Source organism: Megalodesulfovibrio paquesii, assembly GCF_054653055.1.
This window is the reverse complement of the sequence record NZ_BAAIGQ010000004.1, coordinates 630,463-643,175: the sequence shown is the minus strand read 5'-3', so window position 1 is coordinate 643,175 and position 12,713 is coordinate 630,463. Positions and strand designations below refer to the sequence as shown.

Annotated in this window: 12 protein-coding genes; 4 read left to right on the top strand and 8 right to left on the bottom strand. The window is 62.5% G+C overall.

Annotation, left to right across the window (positions count from 1 at the left end; genetic code table 11):
* Positions 1-178 precede the first annotated feature (178 nt).
* Entirely contained in the window at positions 179-370 is a 192-nt protein-coding gene (locus ACYQ00_RS05450) for a hypothetical protein (RefSeq protein WP_460031152.1), read from the top strand.
* Positions 371-392: 22 nt separating this feature from the next.
* Here ACYQ00_RS05450 and ACYQ00_RS05445 read toward each other — a convergent pair whose 3' ends face one another.
* Positions 393-1,025 (bottom strand): PilZ domain-containing protein, encoded by a 633-nt coding sequence (locus tag ACYQ00_RS05445; RefSeq protein ID WP_460031151.1) that lies wholly within the window; start codon positions 1,023-1,025, stop codon positions 393-395.
* A 260-nt stretch (positions 1,026-1,285) separates the two neighbouring features.
* On the opposite strand from ACYQ00_RS05445, the gene ACYQ00_RS05440 reads away from it, so the two are divergent.
* Positions 1,286-3,700: a methyl-accepting chemotaxis protein gene (locus tag ACYQ00_RS05440; RefSeq protein ID WP_460031150.1), complete on the top strand. Its 2,415-nt coding sequence runs from the start codon at positions 1,286-1,288 to the stop codon at positions 3,698-3,700.
* Between the two features lie 20 nt (positions 3,701-3,720).
* On the opposite strand, the gene ACYQ00_RS05435 is transcribed toward ACYQ00_RS05440, so the two are convergent.
* The 4 genes from ACYQ00_RS05435 to metX all read right to left on the bottom strand — a co-directional run bounded on the left by ACYQ00_RS05435 (position 3,721) and on the right by metX (position 7,981).
* Complete coding sequence (locus ACYQ00_RS05435) at positions 3,721-4,995, bottom strand: type 1 periplasmic-binding domain-containing protein (protein WP_460031149.1); 1,275 nt, start codon at positions 4,993-4,995, stop codon at positions 3,721-3,723.
* 277 nt (positions 4,996-5,272) lie between these two features.
* Positions 5,273-5,653 carry a pilin gene (locus tag ACYQ00_RS05430; RefSeq protein ID WP_460031148.1) on the bottom strand — a complete coding sequence of 127 codons (381 nt, stop codon included), beginning with the start codon at positions 5,651-5,653 and terminating at the stop codon, positions 5,273-5,275.
* Positions 5,654-6,162: 509 nt separating this feature from the next.
* Entirely contained in the window at positions 6,163-6,762 is a 600-nt protein-coding gene (gene metW / locus ACYQ00_RS05425; protein WP_460031147.1) for a methionine biosynthesis protein MetW, read from the bottom strand.
* Complete coding sequence (gene metX / locus ACYQ00_RS05420) at positions 6,752-7,981, bottom strand: homoserine O-acetyltransferase MetX (RefSeq protein ID WP_460031146.1); 1,230 nt, start codon at positions 7,979-7,981, stop codon at positions 6,752-6,754. The genes metW and metX overlap by 11 nt, the downstream gene beginning before the upstream one ends.
* A gap of 118 nt (positions 7,982-8,099) precedes the next feature.
* Here metX and ACYQ00_RS05415 point away from each other — a divergent pair, with 118 nt between their 5' ends.
* Entirely contained in the window at positions 8,100-8,741 is a 642-nt protein-coding gene (locus ACYQ00_RS05415) for a class I SAM-dependent methyltransferase (RefSeq protein WP_460031145.1), read from the top strand.
* Positions 8,742-9,118: 377 nt separating this feature from the next.
* On the opposite strand, the gene dinB is transcribed toward ACYQ00_RS05415, so the two are convergent.
* Genes dinB through ACYQ00_RS05400 form a run of 3 tightly spaced genes read right to left on the bottom strand, consistent with a single transcriptional unit; the run spans position 9,119 to position 11,667 of the window.
* Positions 9,119-10,324: a DNA polymerase IV gene (gene dinB, locus ACYQ00_RS05410; protein WP_460031144.1), complete on the bottom strand. Its 1,206-nt coding sequence runs from the start codon at positions 10,322-10,324 to the stop codon at positions 9,119-9,121.
* A 21-nt stretch (positions 10,325-10,345) separates the two neighbouring features.
* The gene (gene rfaE2, locus ACYQ00_RS05405; protein WP_460031143.1) at positions 10,346-10,837 is read right to left on the bottom strand and encodes a D-glycero-beta-D-manno-heptose 1-phosphate adenylyltransferase; all 492 of its coding nucleotides are present in this window, start codon (positions 10,835-10,837) and stop codon (positions 10,346-10,348) included.
* A 50-nt stretch (positions 10,838-10,887) separates the two neighbouring features.
* A complete protein-coding gene (locus ACYQ00_RS05400; protein WP_460031142.1) occupies positions 10,888-11,667 on the bottom strand; it encodes a YkgJ family cysteine cluster protein in 780 nt (259 codons plus the stop codon).
* A 172-nt stretch (positions 11,668-11,839) separates the two neighbouring features.
* Here ACYQ00_RS05400 and ACYQ00_RS05395 point away from each other — a divergent pair, with 172 nt between their 5' ends.
* Positions 11,840-12,658, top strand: a complete 819-nt coding sequence (locus tag ACYQ00_RS05395; protein WP_460031141.1) for an ATP-binding protein — start codon at positions 11,840-11,842, stop codon at positions 12,656-12,658.
* Positions 12,659-12,713 lie beyond the last annotated feature (55 nt).

Genomic DNA, 12,713 nt, shown 5'->3' with positions numbered 1-12,713 from the left:
CTGCGTCATCGGGGAGGAACCTTCGCCTCGGCCATGCCGAACAGATGGCGCTCCCGTATTCACCTTGGCCCGGTCATAAAGTTGCGCGCCCCGGCTTGTGGCCGGCGCGGTCCTGCGCTAGAAATGCAATACTCCCCGGGCTGTCCGGGGCTCACCAGCGTAACCGCCGGAGGATGCCATGCCGTTTACCGAAACCCTGCCCTTCAAGGGCGAACAGGTGGAATACGACCCCGAACACAATGTGGCTCTGGTGTATTGCGAAAACTGCAGCCATGCCAATGAGGTGGATTGCTTCAAGGCCCGTGATGGCAGCGTGGAGGTGCCGGGATTTTCCTGCAGCAACTGCGGGCACTGGAACGCGCCGGAGTGATTCCGGTAGCCGTTGGCGCTGTTCATGACGGCGGCAGAAGATCCTGAACCCGCACCCTGGGACGCAGGTTGGTCACACAATCGCGGATCACTTCGCGCAGCTTGGCCTTCTGGTCTGCCGAATCCAGCACAAAAATACAGCCGGCGGAAAGAAAATCGCAACGCACCACCCGGGCCCGTACCTGCCGCATGAGTGATTCGTTTCGAAACAGCAACTCCAGGACAAGGAGTTGCCCCTGCGTGAGCTCGGCCTCACTCTGATCAAGGTCCAGGCAGATGCCAACAGGGCTGATGTTGTGAACAGGCACGGCGCCTGCGTGGCAGCCGAGATAGGCCGCCAGGTCCCGCACCTGGTGTCGCGCGGTGCAGCGCCGTTCGCCGGACGCCGGCTGTGACGGCGGCGTTGGCCCGGTGCGGGGAAGCTTGTACGCCACCAGTTGCACCACCCTGCCGCACACAGGGCACACGGCGCTACGCTGCGCGTGTTCCAATCCAACCGCGCGGCGGAATCCGCAGCTGCAATCCACCAGGGCGGCATCGGGCGTTTCCCGCGTCAGTGCGGTCGCGCAGTGGGGACAACGAAACGCGCCGGCACCAGACAGCGCAGCCGGAGGGACCGTCAGCAGGGACTCGCAACGAGGGCAATGCAGCTTCATGGGCACCTCGCGGTAAGACGTTTACATGCAACTAGCATTCACGGAATCGTCACACAAGCAACACTCGCTATGAGTGGCATGATCACAATACTTCTTGTGACACATGGCGTTTGTGTGACGGCCGCGCTCCCTGGGCGCGTGTCAACGAAACGTCATTGTTTCGTCACATAAAAGGCGCGAAGCATGGGCAATCTCCCTAATTGATGTCATTGCGCCCTTTGCACTTCCTGCAGGCGCTGACCCAATAAGGAAGAGTTGTCATGCACCGTTTTCACGGCGTTTCCTTCAAAGCCAAACTGCTCGGCGGTATTCTGACCACGGTGGCGGTAGTCATTCTGGCCATGACGGCCATGAACCAGTCCCTGGTTGGTGACTCGCTGGGGGTGCTGGGGCGTGCCTCCTTGCATTCCTTCGGCAAGTCTGTGGAATCCATGATGGAGATGCAACAGCGGCTGCTGCAGGAAAAAGCCAGGACAGATACCGGCGTTGTGCTGCGCGAGCTGAATTCCAAGGGATTTCCTTCATTAAATAAGATGAATACATATCCCCTGCGGCTTGTGGACGCGGATGGCCGCGAGCAGGCCGTGGAATTGCCTTCCATTGATCTTGGACCGGTGACCCTGACGGGGAATGCGGAAATTCTCAGTCCCATTCGCGACGTGGTCGGCGGGCATGTCAGCCTGTACCAGTTCCTGGACGGCGGCCTGGTCCTCGTGTCCAGCACAGTGCCCGGATCCAAGCCCGGAGCGGGTGGGATCATTTCCAAAGATTCCCCTTTGGTGCAGGCCATCTCCAAGGGAGAAAGCTACTATCAGGTTGAAGCCATTGCCGGGGCCCTGTTGTTTAATGGCTATGCGCCGCTGCTTGGCTTCAACGGGGAAACCCTGGGCGTGGTGGTGGCCAGCCGGCCCATCATCACGCCGGAATTCGAAAAATCCATTCAGGCGCTGAATGTCGGCGGCAAGGGCGAAAGCTTTCTGTTCGACGCGGACGGCCAGCTGGTGAGTCACCCGTCACGGGCAGGCGGTTCCCTGGCGGCATCCGCCTACTGGTCGAGATTCAAGGAAACCAAAGACGGTTTTGTGGAGTACAAGGAAGCCGGAGAGCCTCGCGTCGCCTTCCTGCGGTATTACGAGCCCTGGCAGCTGACCTTCGGCTTCAGCCTTGCCGAATCGGACATGACCCACGGCGTGGACGTGACCCTGCGCAATGCCGGGCTGCTCATCGCCGCCGCGGCCATCCTGCTGACCGGGCTGGTGGTCTGGGTATTGGTCAATTCCGTGGTCCGGCCGCTGAAACGCATCGAGGTCTATGCCGCGCAGGTGGCCGAAGGCGACCTCTCCGCTCGGCTTGAGGGCGCTTACCCCGGCGAGCTGGGGCGCGTACAGCGGTCCATTGAGCAGATGGTCGCCCGGCTCAAGGACCGGCTCGGCTTTTCCCAGGGCGTGCTCTCCGGCATTGCCGCCGCACTGCCCTGCATGACCCTTGATCCCGCAGGCAACATCACCTTCACCAACAAGCTGCTGCTCGATATTCTGGAAAAGCAAGGCGAACCGGACAGCTATTCCGGCCAGCACGCCGGGGTGTTCTTTTACAATGACCCGCATCGGCGCATCCGCACGGTGCAGGCCATGGAGGAAGACCGGACCCTGCAGGGCGAGATGGAGATTCAGGCCAAAAGCGGGCATCGCAAGGTGCTGCAGGTGAATGCGAATCCCATCAAGGATTTGGATGGCAAACTCATCGGCGCCTTCACCATTTACCATGATCTCACGGCCATCAGGCAGCAGGAACGGGAGATTCGCAATCAGAACGAGACCATCCTGACCGCTGCCGAACAGGCCAATACCATTGCCGACGCCATTGCCCACGCCGCGGTCCAGCTTTCCCAACAGGTGGGGGCCACCTCGCAGGGAGCTGCGCATCAGCGCGAACGCATTGCCGAAACCGCCGAACAGCTGGACCGCATGGCGTCCATGAGCAATGAAGTGGCCCGCAACGCCGCCGGTGCGGCCGATGACGCAAGCCAGGCCCAGACCCAGGCCCACGAGGGCCGCCGGACCGTAAGCGAGGCGGTGGAGGCCATGACCCGCATCCGGGGGCAGATGCAGACCCTGGATCAGGCCATGAACGCCCTGGGTGCCCAGGCGCAGGACATCGGCCGCATCATCACCGTGATTCAGGATATTGCCGACCAGACCAACCTGCTGGCGTTGAATGCGGCCATTGAAGCAGCCCGCGCCGGGGACATGGGCCGCGGTTTTGCCGTGGTGGCGGATGAAGTGCGCAAACTGGCCGAGAAAACCATGGCCGCCACCCGCGAAGTGGACCAGACTGTGCGGACCATCCAGCAAAGCGCCCGCAGCACGGGCGATGCCACGCACCATGCCCTGTTGGCCGTGGAAGAGGGGGCGCACCTGGCAGCCAGCTCCGGGCAGACCCTGGAGCAGATTGTGGCTGTCGTGTCCCAGACGGCGAACAAGGTCCTGGACATTGCCCAGGCTGGGCAGGAACAGGCCACGGTGTCGCAGGCTGTGTCCATGACCATGGAAGACGTCAGCGAAATCTCCGAGGATACCGCACAAGGCATGCGCGAGGCCGATCAGGCCGTCTCCCAGTTAAGCAGCCAGGCCGCGGCCCTCAAACAGATCATGGCCGCATTGCAGCAGCGCTAGCCCCAGCGGGGCACGGAACATCACGGCGCGCCGTTCATGCGGATGCGGTAGTTCCGTGCGGCTTCGGCAAAGCGGGCCTTGAGCACCTCAAGTTTTGCAGGCTCGGGGCCTGAGGGCGTGGGCGAAAACAGGAAAAGCCGCTGCGTGGCCACGCCGCGAATATTCCAGCGGATGGGGGCCATGCTCCAGGGCATCTGCTGCGCGGCATGCAGCCGTTGGTTGATCTGCTGGAAATCCCGATCCGGCTTGACCCCGGGGAGCATGGGCCCGAAGTGGCTGGCAAAGCGGACAAAGTCATAGCCCACGGCGTGCCAGTAGTCTGCCTTGCCCCCCCCCAGGGCCGCCACCAGGGCTCTGGCCTCCGGCGCGGGGTTGGCGTCCCACCAGGCGCTGGGAAAAATGGCCAGCCGGAAGGCTTGCGCATCCTCGGGCCGCATGGCCAGGGTCTGATCCCACAGGGCAGAGCCCAGCAGCAACATGTGATCTTCCTGATAATAGCCAAACAGCGGCGCCAGCATTTGCGCCTGGGACCACACATCCGGCAGGAACACCGCCTCCATGCCAGGGTGCCGGGAGCCGGGCGTGGTTGCTGCGTAGCCCTGCTCCAGGAATGAGGCCACCTGTTTGTTCCACTGCAGCGGATCGTCAGGCGCATAATTGGTGGACGCCTTGACGTGCAGTCCCATGGACCGGGCAATCTCGTCAAAAAGTTGCGCCCGCCGCTGGCCAAAGGCCTCCTGGGGGTAGAGCACGCCGACATCCTGAATGCCAAAGGAATCCCGCGCCGCGGTCAGCACTGTTTCAATGTGGTCCGCCGGGCTGGTGAAGAAGCGCCAGGCGTCCCGGCCTTCCACCAGCAGCCCGGGCGGGAACTCGGGCAGCATGGCGAAAAAGACGCGCTGGGGCTGCAGGGTGAGCATGAGCGGAACATCCTGGGCCAGCATGGGGCCGCCGATGATAGCGGACGGGTGCGCGCCGGAGACCTGGCTCAGCCAGTCCGGCCGGGCCGTGTCCACCAGCTGCAGATCCACCCGCACGCCGCTGCGGGCCAGACGGGCCACCGCGGTCTGGGCGCCGAGGGCCACCCGGTTGGCAAAGGTGGCATAGGCGTTGCCCAGGGGTAGGGCCAACAGCACTTGCACGGACTGCGGGGCAGGGGCCGCCCGGGAATCGGGACTGGTATCGCGCGGTGCGCCGCCGGAGGCAGCAGGCCCCTGGCCGGCGCAGCCACCCAACCCAAGCACAGCCAGCGCCAGCAGTATCAGCGCTGCAATCAGCCCCAGCGCTGGAGCCACCCGTCGCAGCGCCGTCGGGTGCCCGGGCTTCCGGACGCCCGGCTCCCTGACTCGAATGTTGCTGTTCCTGCCCACCGGCCTTCCTCCCTGTGTTGATTCACCATGCACATTACACTGAAATCAACGGAGAAGGGAAGAGAGCCCGGCGCGTCTCACCGCGCGAAGACGCGGAACGGGCACCCTCTGTCCTTTCGGCGCGAAGAGACAGGCACGCAAAAAAAGGGCTGCGGAGATTCCGCAGCCCTTTGTAGACCAAGAGTCCGTATGCCGGGGAAGGTTACGGGGCAACCAGGACGAAGTCAGCAGCAGGGTACGTCTTGGTGATAGAGCTGTCCTTGGGGTCGACGATGGTGACAGAGATACCGCCGCCGTTGCCAGTGCAGGTGATCTGGCCATTGTAGTCGCCCTGGATGTCGGCGCAGGAGCCGGTGACATCAGCCCAGGTGATGGCGGATTCAACACCGTTGGCGTCGAGCAGAGCCTTGGAGAAGGCCATGGTCATCTGGGATTTGGCAGCGGCATAGGCACCGTCCATGGCTTTCTGACGGGCGGTGTCCTGCAGGTCATTGTACTTGGGGATGGCCACGGCGGCGAGGATGCCGAGGATGACGAGGACGGCGATGATTTCAATGAGGGTGAAGCCTTGCTGGTTACGCATCGTCTTACTCCTATATCAAGATGGTGGAAAAGGGTCTTCTCAACTTGCCGTGTTGCGCACGGTTGCTGCCGATAAAGCAACCGCCGTGCCAGAGCTGTCAGTGGCGCAGAGATTTTTTTAACAGCTGAAATCAAAAGCTAAAATTTTAAGCTACAAATTTTGTAGGTCGCCCCTTTGGTGACAGCATCAAAATTTGAGGCTTTAGCTACAAATTTTGAAGTACCAAAAATTTGTAGTTATATGGCGGAATAGGGGCAAACCCTGGGGTGTGGTGTGAGATCCCCGGGGTGGAGTCAAAGAACAGGGCCGCATTCTGAATATACGCCTTCCAGACCCGGGCGCAATTGGTGTGCAGGGTAAAAAACCCTTGGCTCCGTGAAAAAAAGTGCGCCGTTCTGCCCGCCAGCGCGCACACGCAGGAGCGGAGGGGGCATCCGGTGTGTCCTGGCTGCAATGTGCCACTAAAAAGGGCTGCCCCCGGGGGCAGCAGGGGCAGCATCGAAGAATCCTCAGCGACTGCCGAGGAGAAAGATGCCATACCGGGCACGCCAGGATTTCCAGTTGGCGAGCACATGGCCTTCGCGCTGGCGGTAGTCGGTGTCGATGGCGGCTTCTTCCAGGATTGGCAGGTCGTGGGCCTTGCAGAACATGCGGAAGTCTTTGAGGGTGATGACGCGGATGTTCGGCGTGTTCCACCATTCATAAGGCAGTTCGCTGGTGCGGGGGGCCTGGCCCGTGAAGAGCAGCTGCACCCGGATGCGCCAGTGGCTGAAGTTGGGGAAGCTGACCACGCCCTGCCGGCCCACCCGGAGCATTTCCTTGATCAGCCGGGCCGGCTTGTACACCTGCTGCAGGGTTTGCGAGAGGACAACCACGTCGAAGCGCTGGTCCGGGTAGTCGAGGATTTCCGTATTGATGTCGCCCTGAATCACGCTCAGGCCCCGGCCGATGCACTGGGCGACCTTGTCTTCCCCATGCTCAATCCCCTGGCCCCGCACGCTTTTTTCCGTTTGCAGGTGGGACAACAGTTCCCCCGAGCCGCAGCCAAGGTCCAGCACGCTGGCGCCTTCGGGAATCCAGCTGGCAATCTGTTGCAGATCAAAGCGCATGGGGGCGCCCTCCCAGGTCGGCCTCGCGTTCCATGCGCAGCTTGGCGTGGGAATGGTCCAGAAAATTGGCGATGAGTGCGCTCAGCCGGTCATCCTTGAGCAAAAAGGCATCGTGGCCGAAATCCGCCTCGATCTCCATGAAACTGACGTCCCGGCCGGCCTTTTTCATGGCCTGCACCAGCTCGCGGGAGCGGTAGGTGGGATACAGCCAGTCCGAGGAAAAGCTCAGCACGAGAAAGCGCGCCCGGGCCTTGCTCATGGCTCCGGCCAGGGAGCCGTCGCCGTGCTGGGTGGCCAGGTCGAAGTAGTCCGCCGCCTTGGTGATGTACAAAAAAGAGTTGGCGTCGAAACGTTCCACAAATTTTCGGCCCTGGTAGCGCAGGTAGCTTTCCACCTGAAAGTCCGGCAGATCCAGGTCGAAATCGAAGCTGAAGGCGTCGCGGTTCTGGAGCCGGCGGCCGAACTTGCGGCGCATGGCTTCATCGGAAAGATAGGTGATGTGGCCGATCATGCGCGCCACGGCCAGGCCGGTGCCGGGCTTGGCGTCGGGCGTGTAGCGGCCGCGGTTCCAGTTGGGATCGGCCATGATGGCCTGACGGGCCACTTCGTGAAAGGCGATGTTCAGGGCCGAATGGCGGGCCGTGGTGGCCAGGGGGATGGCGGCGTAGACCAGCTCCGGATACCGGCAGGCCCAGTCCAGCACCTGCATGCCGCCCATGGAGCCACCGATGACGGCCAGCAGGCGCGGCACGCCCAGGTGCGTCATCAGCGCGTGCTGGGCCCGGACCATGTCCCCGATGGTCACCACGGGAAACTCCAGGCCATACAGTCCGGTGCCGTCGGGTTTGGGACTGGCCGGGCCGGTGGAGCCCATGCAGCTGCCCAGGACATTGGAACAGATGACGAAATAGCGGTCGGTGTCGATGGGCTTGCCCGGGCCGACCATGAGTTCCCACCAACCGGGTTTGCCGCTGCCCCCGGCGGCGGGATCGTGATAGCCGGCCACGTGGGCGTCGCCGGTCAGAGCGTGACAGATGAGCACGGCATTTTCGCGCTGCGGGGAGAGGGCGCCGTAGGTTTCGTAGGCCAGGGTCACCTCGGCGAGCTGCTGGCCGCTCTCCAGAGGAAAGGGCAGGGCGCTGGAAGGAACATGGAAATACTGCCGCTCGACGATGCCCACAGAGCTGCCTTCAGCGATGCCATCCAGATATTCGCTCATCCTCGTATGGTGCCCGAATGCCCCCAACTCTGCAAGAGGCGCCATGCACGGTGGCGGACTACTGCTTGTGCCCTGCTGAATGGGCTGATAACCTGGGCAAATGCAGGAAGAACACGCCATGCCTCGCTCCGGCTGGACCATGAACTTTGGCAGCGGCAAATTGTTTCGGGAACGCTGGCTGAATGTGGACATCAATCCGTTCTGGCAGCCGGATATTGTGGCCGATCTGGCCAGGCCGTTTCCTGCGACAGTCGAGACGGTTTTTTCCACGTCGCGCTTCGGGAACATCTGCCTGCCCCCCGGCTGTGCCGAACGCATCGTGGCGCATGATTTGTTGGAGCACCTGCCGCAGCTGGACGTGTTTTACGCCAACTGCCTTTCCCTGCTTCAGGAAGGCGGGGTGCTGGATGTGGTGGTGCCGTATGACCTGTCGTATGGCGCGTGGCAGGATCCATCGCACATGCGGGCATTTAACGAACACAGCTGGCTCTACGTGACCGACTGGCATTGGTACCTGGGGTGGACTGAGGCGCGGTTTGCCCTGGAGCGGCTGGACTGGCGGTATAGTGAACTGGGGCAGTCTCTGCTGGAACAGGGCCTTTCCGAAGAAACGGTGCGCCGAACCCCGAGAGCCGTGGACGCCATGGCTGTGCTGTTGCGCAAACGACGGTTGTCGGCCAGGGAGCAGCAACGCACGGCAGAACGTCTGGCAAAATACCAGCATCGACCAGCGGGTTTTATCCCTGCAGAACCCCGGTAACTTTTTTTGGCTCCCCCCCTTTACAAGGGAGCGGGGATGCCTACTAGCTAGTGTGAGGCAATGAACGGCACCTGCAACGGAGGGTACGAAGAAATAATGAAAAACATCGTACACACGGCAAGCGGAGTTGCCCAACGGGTCGCCTGGGACATTGTCCCCTAAAACGCGACAGACTAGAGTGAACGAGGACAACGCGATCTGAGCCGCACAAGGCGGCTACCTGCCACCTCGTTCCGCCGGATAACCGGCAAGTAGTTCTATCCCGAAACCTCAGCAGATTTTACTCCTCAGAGCAGTCCTTCTCCACTCGCCGCCGGGGTTCTCCCGGCGGCTCATTTTTTGTGTGGCGGGCATCTCAGGCGCGCCGCTCCCCTGGCTCAATTCCCGCTTGAGGTCTCTCCCGAGCCCTTTATCAGCCCCCGCCCGCGGGTCACCGCACCGCGACCGAATCGCTCCTCGATGGAGTCGAGGGTTCTGTCCAGCTCCTGTCTTCGTTGTTCCAGCCGTTCCTGGGGATCTTCGAAGAGCGGCAGCTGCCGTGGCGGCGCCAGAAAGCCGCTGGCCGAGACGCCAATGAGCCGGATTGGCCGAACCAGCGGCTCCTTGTCCAGCAGATCAGCCGCCACCTCGAAGATGCCCTCGGTGCTGGCCACAGGCGGATCCACGGTCCGGCTGCGGGTCAGACTTCTGAAGTCGTGGTCCTTGAGTTTGAGGGTCAGGGTGCGGGCGCTGCGGCCGTCCTTCCGCAGCCGGCGGCCGACCCGTTGGCATTGGATGTACAACTGTTGTTTGAGAAAATCCCGGTCCACGGTGTCGTGGTCCAGGGTCACCTCTGCGCCTTCACTCTTGGCATCCCAGTGAGGCACCAGTTCCCGCGGATCAATCCCGTGGGCGCGCTGCCACAGGGCCTCGCCCCACTTGCCGAATTCCCGCACAAAAAACGCAGGGGAAAGCCGCCGCAAATCCCCCACGGTGCGCAATCCAAGCTGCCGAAGCCGAGCCTCGCTTTTTCCGCCAATGCCTGGAATTTTTCCCAGCGGCAGGGGGAGGAGAAAGGCCTCCACTTCGTGCGCGTGCAGGATAAACAGGCCGTCCGGCTTGTTCCAGTCCGAGGCGATCTTGGCCAGAAACTTCACCGGGGCCAAGCCAACAGAGCAGGTCAAGCCGCCCGTGGCTTCGCGGACGGCGATTTTGATCTGCCTGCCAATAGCATCCGGGGGGCCGAAGAGGGACTCAAGGCCGGTCATGTCCAGATAGGCCTCATCCACCGAGGCCTGTTCCATGATGGGGGAAAAGTGCGCCAGGGCCGCCATGGCCAGACGGGAGACTTCGCCATAACGCGCATGCCGGCCGCGCAGGAACACGCCATGCGGGCAGAGCTTGCGGGCCTGGGCGGAAGGCATGCCGGAGCGCACACCGAATTTCCTTGCCACATACGAGGCCGCGCTGACCACGCCGCGATCCTCTCCGCCGATGATCACCGGCAGGCCGGTCAACGCGGGATTATCCAGGATCTCCACGGACGCAAAAAAAGCGTCCATATCCACATGCAGGATCCACCGGGGAGGCGGCTGGGCAGGCACGGTTGATCCTCAGAAGGCCGATCAGGCGGATTGGCCCTTCCTGATGCGTTCGATGATGGCTGTGGTGGACACCCCTTCCACCAAAGGCAGGGACATGGCCTTGCCTCCGCGCGCCTCCACCACGTCGCGCCCGACGATGGCCTCCAGCGGCCAGTCCCCACCCTTGACCAGGATATCCGGCTGCAGCTGGCTGATCAGATCATATGGCGTGGCGGCTTCGAACCAGGTTACGTAATCTACCATCTCCAGATGGGCGAGCATGAACATGCGGTCAGCCAGGGAATTCACCGGCCGGGCGGGCCCCTTGGCCAGCACGCGGACCGAGGCATCCGAATTCACGCCCACCACCAGCACGTCGCCCAAGGTCCGGGCCTGGGTCAGCAGCGTGGCGTGCCCCGGGTGCAACAGATCAAAGCAGCCATTGGTGAAGACGATCTTGCCGCAGCTGCGCCGGGTTTCCAGAATCTCAGCCAGTTGCTCGGGCGAGTAGATTTTGGGGTGGGATCGATCCATGAAAGGCCTCCGGAATGCTAGAGTGCGTGATGGGGCGCAGGTGCCTGCCTTCAGGCCGACCTGGGCCGCAAATGCTCGCTGCTGCCGTATAACAAGAACTCCAGCCAATGATAGGCAAAGTCAATGGTGGCGTATTCGTCGGACAGTATCATGGCCTGGCGCTCGGGCGAAAGATCCAGCTTGCCGAGCAGGCCGGCGCTGCGAATGAACTGCTGGAACTGGTCCGGCTGGTAAAGGGCCATGAGGGCCATGGCGCTGCGCTTGCGGTCCAGAAGGCGACCGGTCTGGCGCTGGCGGGCCATGAGGGCCATGTAACGGTCATTTTCATCATTATAAATAAGGAGTTGCTGGTCAGCATACCAGGCCGAGGGCGTCCAGTGCCTGTCCTGATTGAAACCCTGGCAATGCTCTTCCTGCACCAGAAAGTAGCGCTCCTTGACCTGCCCGTCCTCAATGCGGGAGGCGCGGCCAAGGGGATAGGCGCGGCAGGCGCCGGGCCGGGCGTTGTACACGCTGCAGCCTTCCGGGCGCACAAAGGGGCAGCTTTTGCGTGCATCTTCCAGCATGGTCATGAACACCAGGGGAAAGCCGGTCTGCGGATGGCTGCCCGTGCTGGCGTGCTCTTGCAAAAACGTCTGACTGGGCATCCGCAGTTCACGACGCAGCATGAGCACGTCATAGGGCGTGAGCATCAAGGTCAGGTCGCTGCAGCAGGCGTTGAAGCAGGGGACGTTGGGATGGCAGGCGAAACGAAAGGCCTGCCCGGGCTGAATCTCGGGTAATTCCTGCAAAAATTGCTCAGTCTGGTCAGGATAGGAAGCGCTGGACATTGTCACTCCTCAACAGCAAGGTGGTTTCCGTGTTCCTAGTCATTTTTCGCCTAGCTCGCAAATCACAAAAAAATCCATCTTTTTGATGTGCGTCAACGCCGGCCCGCGCAGGACGGTCTATCTTCTGCGCATACCAAGACCATGGGTGACGAAGAAGACCAGGAGGCGGATCATGAAACCGACGAGAAAGATCATTCAAATAGACGAATCGCTCTGCAACGGCTGCGGCGCCTGCGTGCCCGGCTGCGCCGAGGCGGCGTTGCAAATCATAGACGGCAAGGCCAAGCTGGTGGCGGAAGTGTATTGCGACGGCCTGGGCGCGTGCCTTGGCCATTGCCCCACCGGCGCATTGACCATCGTGGAGCGCGAAGCTGACGAATTCAATGAAGACGCCGTGCACGAACGCATCAAGGCCCTGGAACAGGCTGCCGCGCCAGCCGCGGTGCCGCGCATGCCTTGCGGTTGCCCGGGCAGCATGGAACGGACGTTCGCTCCAGCGCCGGCTGCCGTGCCTGCTGCCGCGAAGGCGCCGGGTTGCCAGCCCACAGGTCAACCCGTAGCTCAGTCCGTGCCCCAGCCCTCGGCCCTGACCCATTGGCCCATCAAGCTGGAGCTGGTCCGGCCCGAGGCGCCGTTCCTCCAGGGAGCGGATTTGCTGGTGGCTGCGGATTGCGCCCCTGGCGCGGCCGGCGATTTTCACGGCACGCACCTCAAAGGCAAGGTGCTGACGCTGGGCTGCCCCAAGTTCGGCCCTGCGGCAAGCTATCTGCACAAACTGGCGTCCATTCTGCAACAGGCCCAACCGGCGTCCGTGACCGTGCTGCGCATGGAAGTGCCATGCTGCGCCGGCTTGGCCGGTCTGGTGGAAGAGGCCGTGCGCATCTCCGGCTATGCCGGCCCGGTCGCCGTCACGGTGCTGGGTCTGGATGGCACCGTGAAGACCAGCGAACCGCTGCAGCAGAGGCCCGCGGGGCTGCGCATGGCAGGGTAGGCATCACGCATTCCCGCCGGGGGTGGCTGCATGGGACGCCATCCCCGGCCCGGTT